The organism is Streptomyces sp. NPDC059957, assembly GCF_042730015.1.
Taxonomy (GTDB): Bacteria; Actinomycetota; Actinomycetes; order Streptomycetales; family Streptomycetaceae; genus Streptomyces.
Genome location: NZ_JBHWMB010000042.1, coordinates 54,384 through 73,923, shown reverse-complemented (window position 1 = coordinate 73,923; position 19,540 = coordinate 54,384). Strand labels below are relative to the sequence as shown.

The following is a 19,540-nucleotide window of genomic DNA, read 5'->3' as shown; positions in this document are numbered from 1 at the left end:
GGGACCTGACCGTCAAGCAGCGCAACAAGTTCCTCGCGGAGATGACCGACGAGGTCGGCCGGCTCGTGCTGCGCAACAACTACGCCCAGAACGTGGCGCTGGCCAACGGCGCCGCCCAGGCCCCCAGCCTGCTCCACGCCCAGCAGCGCTTCATGCGCCGCCTGGGCCGTGACGGCCTGCTGGACCGCGCCCTGGAGTTCCTGCCCAACGACCGGCAGCTGCGCGAGCTGCTGAACAACGGCAAGGGCCTGACCCAGCCGGAGCTGGCCGTCCTGTTCGCCTACACCAAGATCACGGTGGCGGACGAGCTCATCCACACCGAGCTGCCGGACGACCCGTACCTCAACCGCCTGCTGCACGCCTACTTCCCCGGCGCGCTGCTCGCGAAGTTCCCCGAGCAGGTCGACGGGCACGCGCTGCGCCGCGAGATCATCACCACGGTGCTGGTCAACGACACCGTCAACAGCGGTGGCTCGACCTTCCTGCACCGCCTGCGCGAGGAGACCGGAGCCTCCCTGGAGGAGATCATCCGGGCGCAGCTCGCGGCCCGCGAGATCTTCGGTCTGGCCGGGGTGTGGGACGCGGTCGAGGCCCTCGACAACGAGGTCGCCGCCGACGTCCAGACCCGGATCCGGCTGCACTCGCGGCGGCTGGTCGAGCGGGGTACGCGCTGGCTGCTGAACAACCGGCCGCAGCCGCTCGAGATCACCGAGACCATCGAGCTCTTCACCGAGCGGGTGACGCAGGTCTGGTCGGACCTGCCGAAGCTGGTGCGCGGCGCGGACCTGGAGTGGTACGAGGCGGTCATGGCCGAGCTGATCGGCGAGGGCGTGCCGGAGGAGCTGGCGGCCAAGGTGGCCGGGTTCTCCTCCGCCTTCCCGACGCTGGACATCGTCGCGATCTCCGACCGCACGGGCGTCGAGCCGCTGGCCGTCGCCGAGGTGTACTACGACCTCGCCGACCGGCTGGACATCACCCAGCTGATGGACCGGATCATCGAACTGCCGCGGGCCGACCGCTGGCAGTCGATGGCCCGCGCCTCCATCCGCGAGGACCTGTTCTCGGCGCACGCGGCGCTGACCGCGGACGTGCTGGCGGTAGGGAACGGGACCTCGACTCCCGAGGAGCGCTTCAAGGCGTGGGAGGAGAAGAACGCGGCGATCATCGGGCGTGCGCGGACGACTCTGGACGAGATCCAGGGGTCCGACGACTTCGATCTGGCGAACCTGTCCGTCGCCATGCGGACGATGCGGTCGCTGCTTCGGGCTCGCACGGAGCCTTGGTGCTCCGTCGGAAAGAAACGGACGGGTCCCGGACCCCCCTGGGGGGTTCCGGGCCCGGCCCGTTCGCGTTCCGGTTCAGCGCTTGCTGGTGAATTCCTCGTACGCGTCGCAGACCTCTGCCGACGGGCCGTCCATGCGCAGGACGCCTGATTCGAGCCAGATCGCGCGGTCGCAGGTTTCGCGGACCGTGCCGATGCCGTGGCTGACGAGGAAGACGGTGCCGGCCCGTTCGCGGAGCTCCTCGATGCGGGCCTGGCTGCGGCGTTGGAAGGCGGCATCGCCGGTGGCGAGGGCCTCGTCGATCATCAGGACGTCGTGGTCCTTGGCGGCGGCGATGGAGAAGCGCAGCCGGGCGCCCATGCCGGAGGAGTAGGTGCGCATCGGCAGGTTGACGAAGTCGCCCTTCTCGTTGATGCCGGAGAAGTCGACGATGTCCTGGTAGCGCTCGCGGATCTGCCGCTTGGACATTCCCATGGCGAGGCCGCCGAGGACCACGTTGCGTTCGCCGGTCAGGTCGTTCATCAGGGCGGCGTTCACGCCGAGCAGGGACGGCTGGCCGTGCGAGAAGATCCGGCCGCTCGCGACCGGCTGCAGGCCGGCGATCGCGGACAGCAGGGTGGACTTGCCGGAGCCGTTGGTGCCGATGAGGCCGATGGCCTCGCCCTTGTACGCGGTGAAGCTGACGCCCTTGACGGCGTGCACCTCGCGGATGCCGGTGGCGGGCTTGCGGGAGAAGATCCGGCTCAGGGCCGCGGTCGCGCCGCCCTTGCGGCCGCCCGAGCCGTGCACCTTGTAGATCACGTGGACGTCGTCGGCGATGACGGTCGGGGTCCGGGTCACGGTTGCGCTTCCGATTGCGGTGTCAGCCACGGCCGTACTCCTCCTCTGCCTTCCAGAAGAAAACGAACCCGCCGACGCCGGCGAGCAGGGCCCAGCCCAGGGCAACCGGCCAGACGTGGTGCGGGAGCTGGTGCGCCGTGTACGTGTCGATGAGCGCGAAGCGCATCAGGTCGATGTAGACGGCGGCGGGGTTGAGCTTGAGGGCCATCGAGACCCAGTGCGGCAGGTGGTCCGTCTTGAGCATCTGGTCGATCGACCACATGACGCCCGAGGCGTACATCCAGGTCCGCAGGATGAACGGCATCAGCTGGCTGACGTCCGGGCTCTTCGCCCCGATCCGCGCCATGGCCATCGCGCAGCCGGCGCAGAAGACGGCCATGAGGACGAGGGTGGGCAGGGCGAGCACCCAGCTCAGGGCGGGGGTCTGGCCGAAGATCAGCAGCAGGATGACCAGCGCGCCCATGGTGATCAGGAGCTGCTGGAAGAGCTGGACGACGGTGGACAGCGGCAGCGAGGCGCGCGGGAAATGCAGGGCGCGCACCAGGCCGAGGTTGGACTGGACGGCGCGCGTGGAGGCGTTGACGCAGCTTCCGATGAAGTCCCAGACGAAGACACCCGTGATCAGGAAGACGATGTAGTTCGGTACGCCGCGCTGGGCGTGCATCACGATGCCGAAGATGAAGTAGTAGACGGCCGCGTTGAGCAGCGGGGTCATCAGGTGCCAGACCTGGCCGAGGCTGGCCTGGCTGTACTGGGCGTGCATCCGGGCGGTGGCGTACGCGGTCACGAAGTGGCGCCGGCCCCAGAGCTGCGCGAGGTAGCGGGGGAGGGTGGGGCGGGCTCCGCTGAGGGTCAGATCGTGGGCCGCCGCGAGTTCCGCGATGGGGTCCGGGGTCTTGTGCTTGGCCCTGACCTGGGGATCTTTCGCCGGGGCGGGGGCCGGGGGTGGTGCGGTGGTCGCAGTCACTTGGGTCGCTTTCGACGGGGTCGGGGCGTCGCTGACGACGGGACGGGTCCGTATCGTCGCTACGGCGAGGGTAGGGCGTTCGACGTCGGAACGCAACCGTATCGTCGTCGCGGGATATGCTCTGCTCATGACTCCTGAGCCTGCCGCCGGCGCAACCCCTGCCCCCTCCGCCCGAAGAGCCCCCGCGGGGGCCGCCGTGCTGCGCGAGGACGTGACCGAGGCGATCCGGGCGGCGGTCGTCGAGGAACTGGCCACCGTCGGCTTCGCGCGGATGTCGATCGAGGGCATCGCGCGGCGGGCGGGCGTCGGGAAGACGGCGGTGTACCGCCGGTGGAAGTCGAAGCTGCACCTGGTGCTGGACCTGGTCGGCGCCTTCGCGACGGAGGGCCTGCCGGTGCCGTCGACGGGGTCGCTCTACGGGGACGTACGGGCGCTGCTGGAGGTGATGACGCACGTGCTGCGGCATCCGGTGGCCTCGGCGGTGATCCCGGACCTGCTGGTGGAGGCGGCGCGGAATCCGGAGATCGCGGACGCGGTGCGGGGCGCTCTGCTGGAGGGGCAGCGGCGGATGGCGGAGGGGATCATCTCCGAGGCGGTGTCCCGGGGGGAGCTGCCGGTGGGGGTGGATGCGGGGCGGGCGCTCGATCTGGTGATCGGGCCGCTGTACTGGCGGCAGGTCGTTGTGCGGGACGTTGTCCCGGGGGGATATCTGGACGACCTCGCGCGGTCGGTCGTCGCCGGGCTGACGGCCGGGCCGGCCGCCTGAGGGGCTCCCGCTGCGCGGGGCGGAGTCCCCTACCCGCCCTTCGCCCGTTCCCAGGGCCGGCCCTGACCCGGTCCTCAAACGCCGGACGGGCTGGGAGGGGTACCGGGCTGCGCCCGGACCCCCTGGGGCTCCGCCCCAGACCCCGGTCCTCAAACGCCGGACGGCTGAAAGGGCAAACCCCGGACGGCTGGAGACGCCCAGACCCCGAATGGCTGTGAGTGGTTACGGCCAGCGGGACGTCGTCAGGTGGGCCAGGGTGGGTTCCGGGGTGGCTGAGGGGGCCGCCGGGGTGGGGCGGCGGTCTTCCAGGGGGGTGATGGGGGCGGTCGGCTGGCTCAGGAAGACGCGGCGCACCACGCGCTCCGCCGCTTGGCCGTCGTCGTGCGTGCAGAACCGGGCCCGGAACGACGCGCGGAGCTGGGCGGAGCGGGAGCCCTGCCAGTGGCCCGTCGAGAAGATGTCCACCAGCTCGTCCTCGGTGCGGGCGATCGCCCCCGGGGGGAAGGCCCGGAGGTCGAAGTACGTGCCGCGGGAGGCCTCGTACGCCTCCCAGTCGTCGGCGTGGATGACGATCGGGCGGTCCAGGGACGCGTAGTCGAACATCAGGGACGAGTAGTCCGTCACCAACGCGTCCGAGGCCAGGCAGAGTTCCTCGACGGAGGGGTGGGAGGAGACGTCGAGGAGGCGCGGGTGGGGGTCCGGGGCGGGTGAGCCCGCGTACGTGAGGTGGGTGCGGGTCAGGATCGTGTAGCGCGGGCCCAGGTCGCGCAGGATCCGGTCGAAGTCCAGGTGGGCGGGGCGGCTGCGGCGGTAGTCGCGGTGGGTCGGCGCGTACAGGATCGCCGTGGAGCCCGGCGGGATGCCGAGGCGTTCGCGCAGCTCCAGGACGTCCGCCTGGGTCGCCCGGTGGAACACGTCGTTGCGGGGGTAGCCGTACTCGAGCGTGGTGTACGAGGACGGGACCGCCTTCTCCCAGACGAGCGTGGAGTGGCGGTTCGAGGACAGCAGGTAGTCCCACTGGTCCGCGCCGCGGAGCAGGCCCGCGAAGTCCGTCGTGGGGGTGGCCGCCGGGCGGTCCTGGAGGTCGAGGCCGACCCGCTTGAGCGGGGTGCCGTGCTGCGTCTGGACGAGGATCTGGCCGGGACGCTTGACCAGCCCGCGGTCGAAGTTGACGTTCGTGACGAGGTAGGTGGCGCGGGCCAGGGCCGTCCAGTACGCCGCCGAGCCCGGGCGCAGGAGGGTCGTTTCGCGCGGGAGGGTCGAGGCGTGCGCCGGGTCGCAGATCCAGGCCGTCCGCATGCGCGGGGCGAGTTCGCGCAGCTTGGCCTCGATCGCCGCCGGGTTGCAGGCGTAACCGCCGTGCCAGTACGCGGAGAAGACCGCCAGCTCCGGGCGGAGCGGGAGCAGGCGCTGCGCGCGGTAGTGCAGGCGCAGGGCGGCTTCGCCGAGGCCCCGGCCCAGGGTGAGCCCGGCGCGGCCCGCCGTGAGCGAGGCCGAGCGCAGCAGGGACAGGAGGCGGTACGTGCGCCTCGTGCCCAGCCGCATCAGGAGGTGGCGGGTGCGGTCCGTGCGGCTCAGGGACAGCGGACGGGGGCCCGGCACCCGGTAGCGGCGCAGCAGGGCCGAGGCCCGGGCGAAGAACTCGGCGCGGGCGGCGCGCGGGAGCCGGCGCGGGTCCGCGTACAGGGCGCAGAAGTGCTCGGCCATCCGCCGGTGCACGGCGGGCCGCCAGCGCTCCAGCTCGGGGCGGGTGGCGAGGTAGCCGAAGACGCGGTCGTACTGGTCGAAGACGTCCAGGTGGCGGCGGGTGGACGTGGTCAGGATCGAACCCGTGCGGCGCTGGCGGTAGTGCACGCAGACCCGGTCGAGGACGGCGACCGACTCCGCCGCCAGGAGCGCCGGGTAGGTCCAGGGGGTGTCCTCGTAGAAGCCGGGCGGGAAGGAGAGGCCCTCGCGCTCCACGTACTCGCGGCGGTAGGCCTTGTTCCACACCACCATCAGCATGCCGAGGAGCGCGGGGCGGTCTGCGAGGCGGAAGCTGGCCGGTCCCTCCTCGCAGAGCCGGTGGGAGAGGCTGTTGCGGACCGTCTCGCCGGTCCAGTACGTCCGCGCGTAGTCGTAGACGAGGACGTCCGGGGAGCCGGTGGCCTTCAGCCGGTCGGTGATGGCCTCCAGGGCGCCGGGGGCGAGGGCGTCGTCGCCGTCGAGGAAGAGCACGTAGTCGCCGGTGGCGCGGGACAGGCCCGCGTTGCGGGCCGGCCCCAGGCCGAGGTTGTGCGCCAGGTGCACGGCGGTGACCCGGGGGTCGCGCGCCGCGTAGTCGTCGATGATCGAACCGCAGGCGTCCGGGGAGGCGTCGTCGACCACGATCAGTTCGAGATCCGGGTACGACTGGGTCAGGACCGAGTCCAGACTCTCCTGGAGGTACGCCTGGACCTTGTACGCGGGCACGATGACGCTGAACCGGGGCACGGCACATCCAGGGGTCGGCGCGGGCATATGGCCCAGGAACCCCCGGCGTGGTGATCGGGTTACGCAGGGTGCGGCATTCGGGTTACGGAGCGTCAACCACGCACGTCAACGCCGTGATCCACAACGCTCTACTTGATCGCCCCCGCCATCACCCCCGAGACGAACTGCCGCTGGAAGGCGAAGAAGACGACGAGCGGCACCACCATCGACAGGAAGGCGCCGGGCGCCAGCACGTCGATGTTGTTCCCGAACTGCCGTACCTGCTGCTGGAGCGCGACCGTCACGGGCGGATGCGCCGAGTCCGCGAAGACGAGGGCGACCAGCATGTCGTTCCACACCCACAGGAACTGGAAGATGCCGAGCGAGGCGATCGCCGGACCGCCCAGCGGCAGCACCACCCTTGTGAACAGCCGCAGTTCGCCGGCCCCGTCGAGACGGGCCGCCTCCAGCAGCTCGCGCGGGATCTCCGCGAAGAAGTTGCGGAGCAGGAACACGGCGAACGGCAGCCCGAAGGCGGTGTGGAAGAGGACCACGCCCGCCGTGGTCTCGAACAGGCCGATGGAACCGAAGAGTTCGGAGACCGGGATCAGCGCCACCTGGACGGGTACGACGAGCAGCGCGACCACGAGCAGGAACAGCCAGTCGCGGCCCGGGAACTCCAGCCAGGCGAAGGCGTATCCGGCGAACGCCCCCAGCGCCAGGACGAGCAGGGTGGCGGGCACGGCGATGGCCGCCGTGTCGAGGAGCGAGCCGGTGACGGTCTCGTTGGCCAGCAGCCGCTCGTAGTTGTCGGCCGTGAGGCGGGAGGGCGCCGTCAGCGCCTGCCACCAGCCGCCGTCGTTCAGGGCGGTGGGGGAGAGGAAGGAGGAGACCAGCAGCCCGAGCGTGGGCAGCAGCCAGAACAGCCCCGCGAGGATGAGGAAGACGCGCAGCGCCCCGCCGGCCGCACGGGCGGCGAGGGACCGCGCGGTCGAAGGGACGCGGGCAGGGGCGGGGAGCGGGGCGGACGGGGTACGGGGCTGCGTGCGCGGCGCTGTGCTCATCGGCGGGCCTCCCGGCGCATCCGGCGGATGTTGTAGGCCATGACGGGAGCCACGAGCACCAGCAGCAGCACCGCGATGGCGCTGCCCAGCCCCGGATCGGCGTCCGTCCCGAAGGAGGTCCGGTACAGCTGGAGCGCCAGGACGTTGGCGTCGTCCTGCACCGCGCCCGGCGCGATCACGAAGACCAGGTCGAAGACCTTCATCACGTTGATGACGAGGGTGACCAGCACGACGGCCAGGACGGGCGCCAGCAGCGGCACCGTGACCCGCCGCAGGACCTGCCACTCGCTCGCCCCGTCCACCCGCGCCGCCTCCAGCAGCTCGCGCGGTACGGCGGCCAGCCCGGCCCCGATCAGCACCATCGCGAACCCGGCCCACATCCACACGTAGGCACCGATCACCGCCGGGGTCACCAGCGTCGGGCCGAGCCACTCGACGCCTCCGTACGCCTCCCGGAAGTTCGAGGCGGGCAGCCGCAGCACGGCGCCGTCGGCCGCGGCGGACAGGGTGAAGGTGCCGTCGGCCCGGGTCCTCGCCGAGTCGACCACCCGGCCGTCCTTGACCGCCTCGACCCGCATCCCCGACAGCGCGGACTCGGTGGCGTCGACCGTGTTCGTCGTGCCGCCCCCGCCCCGGGTGAAGTCCTGCCAGGCGGTGCCGGTGACCTTCCCAGGCTCGGCGGCGGCGGGCCGCGCCGTCCGCGTTCCCGGGGGCAGGGACTCCGGGGCGATGCCGACCAGCGGGAGCGGAGCGGGCACGCCCGCCCGTACCGGATCGCGGGTCACGTACGCGCCCCCGTCCGCCGGGACCAGCGGGGAGTCCCGCCCGGGGCGGGCCTTGGGGAAGGCGGAGGACTCGGCGAAGGTGTCGTGGACGCCGACCCAGACGGCGTTGGCCACGCCCCGGTCGGGGTCGGCGTCGTAGACGAGCCGGAAGATGATGCCCGCGGCGAGCATCGAGATGGCCATCGGCATGAAGACGATCAGTTTGAAGGCCGTTCCCCAGCGCACCCGTTCGGTCAGCACGGCGAAGAGCAGCCCGAGCGCGGTGGCGGTGACCGGGGCCAGTACCACCCAGAGCGCCGTGTTCCCCAGCGCGGTGCGGATCGTGTCGTCGCGCAGGATCTCCCCGTAGTTCCCGGCGCCCACGAACTCCTCGCCGGAGCGGTCGAAGAAGCTGCGGTAGAGCGAGTAGCCGATGGGGTGCACGACGAGCGCGCCGAGCAGGACGAGGGCGGGGAGGAGGAACGCCGCGGCGGTCAGCCGGCGGCGCCGGGTCTCCTTGCCCTTCGGGGAGCGGGGGTTGGCGGCGGGGCGCGCCGCCGGGGCGGTGGCGGGGGAGGCCCCGGCGGGTCCCGTGGGGGAGGCCGCCGGGGATCCGGTGGAGGAGGCCACCGGGATCAGTTCCCGTAGGCCTTGGCCGCGTCCGCCTCCAGCCTCGCCTGCGTCCCCGCCACGTCGGCCGGGTTCGCCAGGAAGTCCTGGAGCGCCTTCCACTCGCCGGCGCCCGGGGTCCCGCCGAAGGCCGCCGGAGCCTGGTCCGACATGTCGAAGCGGAAGCGGTCTCCCGCCGCGATCAGGGCCTCGGCGATGCCGCGCTGGATGTCGTTCGGGTACGCGGTCGGTTCGAGCGCCTTGTTCGGGGAGAGGAAGCCGCCCTCACGGGCATGGATCCGCGCCGAGTCCACCGAGGCCAGGAACGTCAGCAGCGCCTGCGCGCCCTTCGAGTCCTTCAGCGCGACGGCCACGTCCCCGCCCGAGACCACCGGCGCCGTGCCGCCGACCGCCGGGAAGGGGAAGACCAGGGCGTCCGTGCCCACCTTCGCCTCCGTCTGGGCGATGTTGACCGCGACGAAGTCGCCCTCGAAGACCATGGCGGCGGCCGGCCGGTCGCCGCCGGTGAAGGTCTGCGTCACCGACTTCGGGAACTCGGTCGCCAGCGCCCCGCTCTGGCCGCCCGCGAGGAAGTCCTTGCGCCCGAACAGCTCGGCGAGCGTGGTCAGCGCCTGCTTGACGCTGTCGTCCGTCCACTTGATCTCGTGCTTCGCCAGCTGGTCGTACTTCTCCGGACCCGCCTGCGAGAGGTAGACGTTCTCGAACCAGTCGGTCAGGGTCCAGCCGTCGGCGCCCGCCACCGAAACCGCCGGAGTACCCGACGCGGACAGGGTGTCGGCCGCCGTGAGGAATTCCTTCCAGGTGGCCGGGGGCCGTACGCCCGCCGCCTCGAAGGCCTTCGCGTTGTACCAGATCAGCGATTTGTTGGCGGCCTTGTAGTAGACGCCGTACTGGGTGCCGTCGACCGCGCCCAGCGTCTTCCAGCCGGGGGAGTAGTTCTGGTCGAGCTGGGCCTGCGCGTCGGCGCCGACCGGCTTCGCCCACTTGTTCTTGACCGCCGAGACCAGTGCCCCGACCTGCGGGAGCAGCGCCACGTCCGGTGGGGCGCCGCCCGCGATCTTCGAGCCGAGGAAGGTGACGATCGGGTCCTGCGCCGGGACGAAGGTCACCGTGGCGCCCGTCCGCCGCTCGAACTCCTTCAGGACCTTGAGGAAGTTCGCCTGCTCCGCGCCGGTCCAGACGGCGGCGACCTCCAGCTTCTCCCCGTCGAGACGCGGTAACGCCACGACCGGTCCGCCCGCGGTGGCGGTGCCGGTGCCGTCCGTGCCCTTCGCGGGCTCCTTGCCGTCGCCGTCACCGCCGCACGCGCTGAGCGCGAGCGCGCCGGCCATGGCCAGAGCGGCCCAAGTGTGATGCGTACGAGCTGTTTTCGTGCGGCTCGTTCCCTGCTTGCGCATGGCGCTGCCCCCGGTGCCTCGCTGGCGATGGTGTGTCCCGTGCCACAAGGTCTACGCCGCCCCGCGCACCCCCGCAATACCGCCTCGCGGCGTACGGGGGTGTGCGGAGTGCCGCTCGGGGGCCTGCCCGGGGGGCCGGGCAGGGGCCGGGTCGGGGTCGGGTCGGGGTCGGGTGGGACCCCGTTCAGGCCCGGTTCAGGGGGCCGGCGGGAACAGCACCGGGACCGCCGACACCAGGTGCGAGGCCCGGTCCAGGGCGCTGGCCAGCAGCGCCAGGTCGGTCGGGCCGTTGCCCAGCTCGCGGACCGGGCGACGGGCCGGCGGATCGCCCATCCGCTCCCACTCCACCGGCACCACCGTCGGCCGCAGCGTCGCCGTCCGGGGGATCCGGCCGGTGACCCGGCCGCCCTGGAAGGGGACCGTGCGCCCGTCGGCGTACCGGAGCACGCCCCGGCCGGGGCCCGGCTGGTCGGGGGCGTCGAGCTCCACGCGCAGGGTCGTGAGCCGGGCCAGCTCGGTGTCGGCCGTCCGGTCCGGGCGGGCAGTGGTGGCCACCAGGTGCACCCCGAGGCGGGCTCCCTCCCGGGCCACCGCCTCCAGCGCGCGGACCACCGAACCGGCGGCGGGCCGGCCCGTGCTGCCCAGGCCCGGCGCGACCAGTGCGTCGAAGTCGTCCACGAGCACGACGAGGCGGGGCAGCGGGCTGGGCCCGGCCGCCGGATCGGTGCGGGGGGCCGAGGAGCGCAGCCGCAGGGTGCCGGAACGCTGGGGTTCGAGATCGCCGCGCAGCTCGCCGGGGGTGGGCTGGCGGGGCGAGACCATCCGGTCGGAGACCTCGCGCGCGGCGTGCCACTCGGAGAACGGCACCCCGTCCAGCAGCTCGGCCCGCCGCTTGAGCTCCGCGCCCAGCGCCTGAGCGAACTCCCGCATCCGCAGCGGGTCCGAGGCGACCAGGTGCGCCGAGACGTGCGGCAGCTCCGTACAGGGCAGCAGGCCGTCGCCGCGCTCGCCGCCGGCCCCGTCGAGCAGGACCAGGCCGAGCCGGTCGGGCCGGGCGGCCGCGGACAGGGAGGCCGCCACGGTGCGCAGCAGTTCGGTACGGCCGCTGCCGGCGGGTCCCTCGATCAGCACGTGCGGCCCGTCGGTGACCAGTTCGGCGCCCACCGGCCCGCGCCGGCCGGTGCCGAGGACTATCTCCGCGAGCCCGCCGACGGGCTGCCCCTGATCGGTGGAGGCGGCCCAACGGGCCATCAGGGAGGCCGGGGTGGCCCGGGCCAGCCCCAACTCGTCCAGCAGGCGGGAGGTCTGGGGCAGGTTGGCGGCGGCCGGCCGGTAACCGCCCTCCGTGACGGGGGAGTCGGCCTTCAGGGGGGCCAGGGCGCGGGCGAACCGCTCCGCCCAGGCCGCCGATACGGCGTCCGCCGTGGCCGTCCCGCCGGAGGCGGCCGGTTTGCCGCCCGAGACCGCGAAGGTCCGTACGGTCGTGGCCACATCACCGCTGAGCAGGGCCGCGGTCCCGCAGTCCCGGAAGGCGGGGGCGGCCGCACAAGCCGCCTCGAAGGTCTCGGCGACCGGCGAGGCGGGCGTCGCGGCCGGCGCCTCGGCCAGAGCCAGCACGTGGATCCCGGCGGCCGGCCCGTGCGAGGTCAGCCGGCCGGTGATGTCCCGCAGCGCCCCGGGACCGGGGTCCCCGTCGAGGACCAGGAGGGTGAAGGGGCCCCGGTACCCGTACGAGGCCTCGCGCACCGCGTCCGGGCCGGCGGCGGCCCAGTGCGTGCCGAGCGGCCCGTCGTCGAGCCGCCGGGTCAGCTCCCCGGCGCGGGCGGCCGCCTGATCGCGGTCGTACGCGAGCAGCAGCCGGCAGTCCTGCCCGTGCGCGGGGCGTACGTGGGGCAGCCAGCCGAGCCAGCCCCAGTCGCGGCGGCGTTCGGCGAGCGGGCGGGCCCGGTCGGCGGAGATCAGCACGATCTCCAGGCGCTGGCCGGGGGCGTGCAGGGCCGCGAGCCGCGCGATGACGGAGCGGGCCACACCGGTCAGCCGGGCCCGCGGACCGGCGATGCCGAGCGCGCCGGTCTCGCGGAGCGCGACCTCGCTGCCCGCGCCGAGCGTGACATCGAGCCCGGCGGGCCCGGCCCACAGCCGCGGGGCGGGCCCGAGGGCGGTGAGCAACAGGGTCGCGGGATCGTCGGAGCCGGGCCGCACGGCGACGGCGGTCGCGGTCTCGGCGACCACCTCCACCTCGGCGGCCTCGGCCCCGCGCACCCACTTCCGCGCCCAGGCCCCGATCCCGCGACGCGCCCCACGACGGGGCTCGGCCCCGCGGGCCGGCTCGGACTCCTCCCAGCCGCCCGCACCGTGATGCTCGACCCCGGTCTGCGGCGAGGACCCCGCCCCGGGGTGGCCGTACGGCCCGGCGGGTCCGGCCTCGTGTGGTGCTCCGGCGTACGGGGCGGACGCCCCGGCGGGCTGCGACCCTCCGGCGTGCGGCCCTGGGGCACCGGCACCGGCGCCGGCGCCGCGCGCCGCGCCGCCGTACTGTCCGGCTCCGCCGGGGTGCGCTGCTTCGGCGTGCCCGCCGGGGTGTGCTGCTCCGCCGTACGGGCCGGGGGCTGCCCCGGGGCGTGCGGCCTCGGTGTACCGGCCCGGGGCTGAGGGCGGGTGTGCCGGTCCGGCGTAGTGGCCCGGGGCCGCGCCCTGGTGTGCCGGTCCGGCGTGCTGCCCGGCACCCGAGGTGCCGGACCCGGACCCGGACGCGGGCCTGGCGATCCGGCCTGCGCGGAGGGAGCCGGCGTCGCCGTCCTGGTCGGTCTCCCCGTAGGGCCAGGGGTCGGAGGAAGCGGAGCCGGACGCGTCCCGGCCGCCTCCGGTGTGCTGTTCGGCACCCCGGGCGGCGGGGACCGTCCCGGCGCTGCCGTCCCAGTGCGCCGCGGGCGCGCCCGGGGCGGCGTACCCGGGCCGCACGGGGTCGGGGGCGGAGCCCCCGTTTCGGGAAGGGGCGGGGTGGGGGATCTGCCCCTGTGCTCCCCGACCTCCCGCGTCGGGGTAGGCCCCGCCGCTCCAGGCTCCGCCCGGGGTGCTGCCGTCGGGGTGTGCCCCCGCCGGGGTGCCGGGCGTAGCGCCGGTCCGTGCTCCGCCGTAGGCGCCGCTGCCGGGGTGTGCCCCCGCCGGGGTGCCGGGCGTAGCGCCGCTCCAGGCTCCGCCGGGGGTGCTGCCGTCCGGGCGTGCCCCCGCCGGGGCACCTGACGTAGCGCCGGTCCGTGCTCCGCCGGAAGCGCCGCTCCCGGGGTGTGCCCCCGCCGGGGTGCCCTGCGTATCTCCCGCGACCACGGGATCGGGGTGGCCGGGAGCCGCGTCGGGGTGAGGTCCCGGGAGGGGGACGGAGAGGTGGCCCTCCAGGTCGGGGGTGAGGGGGAGGGGCGCGGGGGCCGGGCCCACGGCCAGGCGGAGCGTGGATTCGCCGACCCGCAGCAGCGCCCCCGGCGCGAGCGCCACCCGCTCCGCGCCGACCACCGCTCCGTCGAGCGTCGTACCGTTCGTCGACCCGAGGTCGGCCACCGCCACCCGCCCGTCGGGCAGCACCGTCACGGTGCAGTGCAGGCGCGACACGTCCGGATCGTCCAGCGGGACGTCCGCGTCGGCGGAGCGTCCGATCCGGATCGCCCCCGGGTGCAGCAGGTGCACCCCGCCGGCGTCCGGCCCGGCCACGACGTGCAGCTGCGGCCTGTCTCCGAGGGAGGTGGCGGCCGCGGTCCCGTCCGTCCGGACGTCGGGGCCGGGCACGTTGAGCGACAGCACCGCCCCGTCCACGAGCGGCGGCTCGCCGAGCGCGCACCGCGCGGGGTCCAGGCGCTCCGTACCGGCGTACAGCACGACGGTGCCCCCGGTGTCGGGTCCGCCGACGGTCGCCGCGAGCCCGGAGGCCACCGCGGACAGCGCGGTACCGGCGGGGGCGGTGACGAGTACGTCACAGCTCGCCGGCGCACCTCCTCCGCCGGTGCCCCCGCCGGAGGCGGTCGCGGTGGCGGTCTGGTGGCCGCTGCGCGACCCCGACCCAAGGACGGTCAGCCGGATCTGCATCGCCGTCAGCGGTCCCTTCTGCGCGGTGCGCGGTGTGTGCGCCCGGCAGGGACCGCGGGAGGGATCACCCGTGCCGCCGGCATTGCCGCCGGCATGTGGTGCCCGTCCGTCCGCCCCCACCCGGCACGGACGCGTCGTCCGGTCAGGTCTGCCCGGAAGGCGGGGCTCCCGTCCCGGCCGTTCCGTACGGGTGCATCCTCGCACCTGTCGTCCTCAACACGCCCGCCACCCACCGGCAAGTGATCTTGATCGGTCGCGGACCGGCGCCGGACCTGCAAGCGGGCCGATCGGATATCGACAGGATGGCCGGGAAAATCGCCCCCGGCATACGCCGCAAACATCACCCTTCGTGCATATGTGCGGCAACCAACCTCCCTCACCCCGCGTCTTCCCTCGGGACAAGCCCTAGAGTGGGCCGGAAAACCATTTCGCAGATCAGGCGTGGACCAAGCACGGGGCCAAGCACGGACCAAGCGCGGAACGAGCGTGGACCGAGCGCGGACCGTGCGCGGATCACTCGCCGGAATCGACGACAGCAGGGAGCGCGCGACGTGCGGCCAGTCGGCAGCAAGTACCTGCTCGAGGAGCCGCTCGGGCGCGGCGCCACGGGCACCGTCTGGCGCGCCCGCCAGCGTGAGGCGGCGGGTGCGGAGGCGGCCGTGGCCGGCCACCCCGGCGAGACCGTGGCCATCAAGGTCCTCAAGGAGGAGCTGGCCCAGGACCCGGACATCGTCATGCGCTTCCTGCGCGAGCGCTCCGTCCTGCTGCGCCTGACCCACCCCAACATCGTCCGCACCCGCGACCTCGTCGTCGAAGGCGATCTCCTCGCCCTCGTCATGGACCTCATCGACGGCCCGGACCTGCACCGGTACCTGCGCGAGAACGGCCCCTTCACCCCGGTCGCCGCGAGCCTGCTCACCGCGCAGATCGCGGACGCGCTCGCCGCCAGCCACGCAGACGGCGTGGTCCACCGCGACCTGAAGCCCGCCAACGTCCTGGTCGACGAGCGCGACGGCCAGATGAAGCCGATGCTCACCGACTTCGGCATCGCGCGCCTGGCCGACTCCCCGGGCCTGACGCGCACGCACGAGTTCGTCGGCACCCCGGCCTACGTCGCCCCCGAGTCCGCGGAGGGCCGCCCGCAGACCTCCGCCGTCGACATCTACGGCGCCGGCATCCTGCTCTACGAGCTCCTCACCGGCCGGCCGCCCTTCGCCGGCGGCACCGCGCTGGAGGTCCTGCACCGCCACCTCAGCGAGGATCCGCAGCGCCCGCCGAACGTGCCCGAGCCGCTGTGGACGGTCATCGAGCGCTGCATGCGCAAGGAGCCGGGCGAACGCCCGAGCGCGGAGACCCTGGCGCGCGGCCTGCGCGTCGTCGCCTCCGGCATCGGCGTGCACTCCACGGGCGCCGAGGTCGAGGCCGCCCTCGGCGTCGGCGCGCTCCTCGCGCCCGACCCCTCGCCCGCGCCGGTCCCCGAGACCCCGGGCGCCGCGGACGCCACGCAGATGCTGCCCGGGGGGTCCGCCGGCGCACCCGGGGCCTCCCCGATGGGTGCCTACGACCCCAACGCCATGACCAGCGTGATGCCGCCGGTCGGCGCGGCCGACGCCACGTCCGTGCTCCCGAGCACGGGGGCGCCCGGCGCCGACCCGACCTCCGTGATGCCGCCCGTGCAGCGGCCGGACTCGCCGCACCCGTGGCAGTCGCAGATGCAGGCCGCCCGCGACCGCAACGAGCAGACGCAGATCCAGTACCTGGACCCGAGCGAGGATCCCCTGCGCCGCCGGCCGCAGCGCCAGGGCCCGCCGCAGCAGCAGCAGCCTCAGCGGCCCCAGCAGCAGCCTCAGCGACCGCAGCAGCCTCCGCAGCAGCAGCCGTACCGGCAGGGTCCGCCGCCGCAGCAGTACCAGCAGCCGCAGCAGTACCCGCAGCAGCAGTACGCGCCGCAGCCCCCGCCGCAGCACTACCAGCCGCAGCAGCAGCACCCTCAGCAGTACCAGCAGCCTCAGCAGCAGCCCCAGTACCGCCAGCCCCAGCCACCGCCCCAGCAGCAGCCCCCTCAGGGTCCGCCGCCGCGTCAGCAGCCGCCGCAGCGGGAACCCCGCGAGCCGCGCCGCCGCAGCGCGAACCCGGTGAGGATCCCGGGTCTGGGCTGCCTCAAGGGCTGCCTGGTCATGATCCTGGTGTTCTTCGTCGCGGGCTGGCTGGTCTGGGAGTTGACCCCGCTCCAGGAGTGGGTCGGCACCGGCCGCGGCTGGTGGGACCAGGTGTGGACCTGGGGCTCGGACGTCGTGGACTGGGTCACCGAGCTCGGCAACTCCACGGGCGGTACGGGCTCCTGAGCCACCCCGCCCCGACTGGGCGCGCTGTACCGGCACAAACCGCTCGAACCGGGCCTTGCGTCGGTGACTTCGTGGATTTGTCGACTTCCGGGACGTGATTTCGCCCGCAGAAGTGAAGGTCGCCGCGATCCGTGGACTCCAACACCCACCTGGCCGCGTAGCTTTGGTGCGTAGGCCAGCCGCTGAGGGAGCAGTTGTGGCACGGAAGATCGGCAGCCGGTACACCGCGCACCAGATCCTGGGACGCGGCAGCGCGGGCACGGTGTGGCTGGGCGAGGGGCCTGAGGGCCCCGTCGCCGTCAAACTGCTGCGCGAGGACCTCGCGTCGGACCAGGAACTCGTAGGACGCTTCGTCCAGGAGCGCAGCGCTCTCCTGGGCCTGGAGCACCCGCACGTCGTCTGCGTCCGCGACCTCGTCGTGGACGGCAACGACCTCGCCCTCGTCATGGACCTCGTCCGCGGTACGGACCTGCGCACCCGACTCGACCGCGAGCGACGGCTCGCCCCCGAGGCGGCCGTCGCCATCGTCGCGGACGTCGCCGACGCGCTGGCCGCCGCGCACGCGGCCGGGGTCGTGCACCGGGACGTGAAGCCGGAGAACGTCCTGCTCGACATGCAGGGCCCGCTCGGCCCGGGCGGCGCGCATCCGGCGCTGCTCACCGACTTCGGCGTGGCCAAGCTCATCGATTCCCCCCGGCGGGCCACCGGCGGACGGGCCTCGGCCCCGACCACCCGGATCATCGGCACGCCCGACTACCTGGCCCCGGAGATAGTGGAGGGGCTGCCGCCGCGCGCGGCGGTGGACATCTACGCGCTGGCCACCGTGCTGTACGAACTCCTCGCCGGTTTCACGCCGTTCGGCGGCGGGCATCCCGGGGCGGTGCTGCGGCGCCACGTGACGGAAACCGTCGTCCCGCTGCCCGGGATCCCCGACGAGCTGTGGCAACTGATGGTCCAGTGCCTGGCGAAGGCCCCCGCCTCGCGGCTGCGCGCCTCCGAGCTCTCCCTGCGGCTGCGGGACCTGCTGCCGCTGCTGGCGGGGATGCCGCCGCTGGACGTGGACGAGCCGGACGAACCGGAGCAGGCGGAGTTCCTGGAACCGGAGGCAGCCGCCGATCCGGTGCGGCGGCGGGGTGTGGTTCCGCTGGTCCCCGGCTCCTCCACCGACTCCAACCGCGACACCCACACCTCGATGCGGGTGCCGGGACCGGACGAGCTGGCGGGCGGGGCGCTGGGCACGGCCCGGGTCCCACGTCCCGCCGGCGGGCACCGGCCCGGCTCCGCGCGGCACCGGGCGGAGACCGTACGCAAGCGGCGGCTCGCGCTGTCCGCTGCCGCGGTTGCGCTGGCCGCTGCGGTTGGTGTCGGCAGCTGGCTGGCCGTCTCCTCCGACTCGGCGCCGCCGCCCCAGGACAGCAAGCAGTCGGGCTCTACGGCCCCGTAGCCGCAGGGTGCGGGTGGGTGGGCCCCGCGGGGCGAAGTCCCCTACCCGCCCTTCCACCGTTCCCCGGAGCTGCGCCCCGGACCCCCTGGGGCTCCGCCCCAGACCCCGCGGGCGGCGCCCCCGGGGCGGAGCCCCGGGGAACGGGCGAAGCGCGGGTAGGGGACTGGCTCCGCGCAGTGGCCCTGCCCCGCCCGCGCAGCGGCTCGGGCCGGCCCCGCGGGGCCCTGGGGGCTACGCCCCCGTCAGCTCGGGGTGCCAGCGCCGCGCCACCGCCGGGTGGGCGCGGACCCACCCCTTCAGCTCGTTGCGGCCGTACTCCGCGTGCAGCGGGTTCGACGCGTCGTGCGCTATCCCGGGCGCCGCGTCCAGGTAGTCGCCCGGGACCGTCTCGATGACGGAGTCCAGGCGCGGGTTGTAGAAGAACGGCACCGAGAACCGCTCCACGGCCCCCGCCGGGCTCACCACGCGGTGGTCCGTCGCCGTCAGGTACCCCTCCGTAGCGATCTCCAGCAGCTCGCCCAGGTTGACCACGAAGGCCCCCGGCAGCGGGGGTACGTCGAGGAAGGCCCCGTCCCGGACCACCTGGAGCCCGCCCACCGAGTCCTGGAGGAGGAGGGTGAGGAAACCGTAGTCCTTGTGCGCCCCGACCCCCTGGTCGGTGCCCGTCGGGGCGGATCCCGGGTAGCGGATCAGCTTCGTGTGCAGGTGGGGCCGGTCCGCGAAGGCCGCGTCGAAGAAGTCGGGCGGGGCGCCGATCGAGACGAGCAGCTCCTGGAGCAGCCGGTGGGCCACCACCGCCAGCCGGGACTGCCACTCCAGCACCACGTCCCGCAGCTCCGGCAGCGCCGCCGGCCACTGGTTCGGGCCCTCCAGCCACAGGTATGCCGGGTCGTCCGGTCCGACCTCCGGCGCCGCCCGCTCCGCGCCCACGTCGAGCTGGTCGCGCCAGTCGGAGGCGCCGCCGGTCAGCTCGTGTCCGATGCGCGTGTACCCGCGGAAGTGGGGGGAGTTCAGGTTGCTCACGGCCAGCCGGTCCGGCTCCGGAAGGGCGAAGAACGCCCTGGTCAGCTCCAGGATGCGGGCGGTCTCGGCGGCGGTGACCCCGTGCCCGGTGAGGTGCAGGAAGCCGCTGTCGCGGGCGGCCGCGTGCAGTTCCTTGCGGAAGGAATCGCGCAGCTCCGGATCGTCCGCGTGGGACAGGTCCAGGACCGGAAGCGAGGGTGAAAGAGAAGAAGGAGAAGAAGCAGAAGGAGAAGAGGCAGAAGGGTGCGCGGACGGCATGACTGCTCCGTTTCGGGATGTCACGGGGTCCTGTCCCCAGGGATGGCGGGGGCCGCGGCTGGGGAGGGCCGCCGGCAGGGTTGGCGCCGGGACCGCGAGGCCGCGTACAGGACCAAGTCGGATCGGGGTGGATCAGGCTTGGGTGTGGTCCGGCGGCGGACAGCTCGTCGTCGTGACACGCATGTGGTCCACATGGCGGCGCTTGACGAGGAAGACGGTCATACCGTGAGC

At 73.9% G+C, this 19,540-nt stretch carries 12 protein-coding genes; 4 read left to right on the top strand and 8 right to left on the bottom strand.

Annotation, left to right across the window (positions count from 1 at the left end; genetic code table 11):
* Positions 1 to 1,433: NAD-glutamate dehydrogenase domain-containing protein (locus ACFWBW_RS26110; protein ID WP_385376865.1), on the top strand; the 1,433-nt coding region annotated here is incomplete at its 5' end.
* On the opposite strand, the gene ACFWBW_RS26105 is transcribed toward ACFWBW_RS26110, so the two are convergent.
* Positions 1,359 to 2,153 carry an ABC transporter ATP-binding protein gene (locus ACFWBW_RS26105; RefSeq protein ID WP_385376862.1) on the bottom strand — a complete coding sequence of 265 codons (795 nt, stop codon included), beginning with the start codon at positions 2,151 to 2,153 and terminating at the stop codon, positions 1,359 to 1,361. The two genes, ACFWBW_RS26110 and ACFWBW_RS26105, sit on opposite strands and share 75 nt — an antisense overlap.
* On the bottom strand, positions 2,146 to 3,090 hold the full coding sequence (locus ACFWBW_RS26100; RefSeq protein ID WP_385376859.1) for an ABC transporter permease: 945 nt from the start codon (positions 3,088 to 3,090) through the stop codon (positions 2,146 to 2,148). The genes ACFWBW_RS26105 and ACFWBW_RS26100 overlap by 8 nt, the downstream gene beginning before the upstream one ends.
* A gap of 127 nt (positions 3,091 to 3,217) precedes the next feature.
* Here ACFWBW_RS26100 and ACFWBW_RS26095 point away from each other — a divergent pair, with 127 nt between their 5' ends.
* The gene (locus ACFWBW_RS26095) at positions 3,218 to 3,856 is read left to right on the top strand and encodes a TetR/AcrR family transcriptional regulator (protein ID WP_385376856.1); all 639 of its coding nucleotides are present in this window, start codon (positions 3,218 to 3,220) and stop codon (positions 3,854 to 3,856) included.
* A 222-nt stretch (positions 3,857 to 4,078) separates the two neighbouring features.
* Here ACFWBW_RS26095 and ACFWBW_RS26090 read toward each other — a convergent pair whose 3' ends face one another.
* From ACFWBW_RS26090 to ACFWBW_RS26070, 5 genes are all read right to left on the bottom strand, one after another.
* Entirely contained in the window at positions 4,079 to 6,328 is a 2,250-nt protein-coding gene (locus tag ACFWBW_RS26090) for a CDP-glycerol glycerophosphotransferase family protein (RefSeq protein ID WP_385376853.1), read from the bottom strand.
* Positions 6,329 to 6,456: 128 nt separating this feature from the next.
* A complete protein-coding gene (locus ACFWBW_RS26085) occupies positions 6,457 to 7,371 on the bottom strand; it encodes a carbohydrate ABC transporter permease (RefSeq protein ID WP_385376850.1) in 915 nt (304 codons plus the stop codon).
* Entirely contained in the window at positions 7,368 to 8,765 is a 1,398-nt protein-coding gene (locus ACFWBW_RS26080; protein ID WP_385376847.1) for a carbohydrate ABC transporter permease, read from the bottom strand. Before ACFWBW_RS26080 ends, ACFWBW_RS26085 begins: the two co-directional genes overlap by 4 nt.
* 5 nt (positions 8,766 to 8,770) lie before the next feature.
* The gene (locus ACFWBW_RS26075; RefSeq protein WP_385376844.1) at positions 8,771 to 10,096 is read right to left on the bottom strand and encodes an ABC transporter substrate-binding protein; all 1,326 of its coding nucleotides are present in this window, start codon (positions 10,094 to 10,096) and stop codon (positions 8,771 to 8,773) included.
* Positions 10,097 to 10,357: 261 nt separating this feature from the next.
* Complete coding sequence (locus ACFWBW_RS26070; RefSeq protein WP_385376841.1) at positions 10,358 to 14,239, bottom strand: FHA domain-containing protein; 3,882 nt, start codon at positions 14,237 to 14,239, stop codon at positions 10,358 to 10,360.
* A gap of 551 nt (positions 14,240 to 14,790) precedes the next feature.
* On the opposite strand from ACFWBW_RS26070, the gene ACFWBW_RS26065 reads away from it, so the two are divergent.
* Positions 14,791 to 16,584 (top strand): protein kinase, encoded by a 1,794-nt coding sequence (locus ACFWBW_RS26065; protein ID WP_385376838.1) that lies wholly within the window; start codon positions 14,791 to 14,793, stop codon positions 16,582 to 16,584.
* 196 nt (positions 16,585 to 16,780) lie between these two features.
* Entirely contained in the window at positions 16,781 to 18,028 is a 1,248-nt protein-coding gene (locus tag ACFWBW_RS26060) for a serine/threonine-protein kinase (RefSeq protein WP_385376835.1), read from the top strand.
* A 231-nt stretch (positions 18,029 to 18,259) separates the two neighbouring features.
* Here the strand turns inward: ACFWBW_RS26060 and ACFWBW_RS26055 are convergent, their stop codons facing one another.
* Positions 18,260 to 19,309, bottom strand: coding sequence for an isopenicillin N synthase family dioxygenase (locus ACFWBW_RS26055; protein ID WP_385376832.1), 1,050 nt, complete (start codon positions 19,307 to 19,309; stop codon positions 18,260 to 18,262).
* Positions 19,310 to 19,540 lie beyond the last annotated feature (231 nt).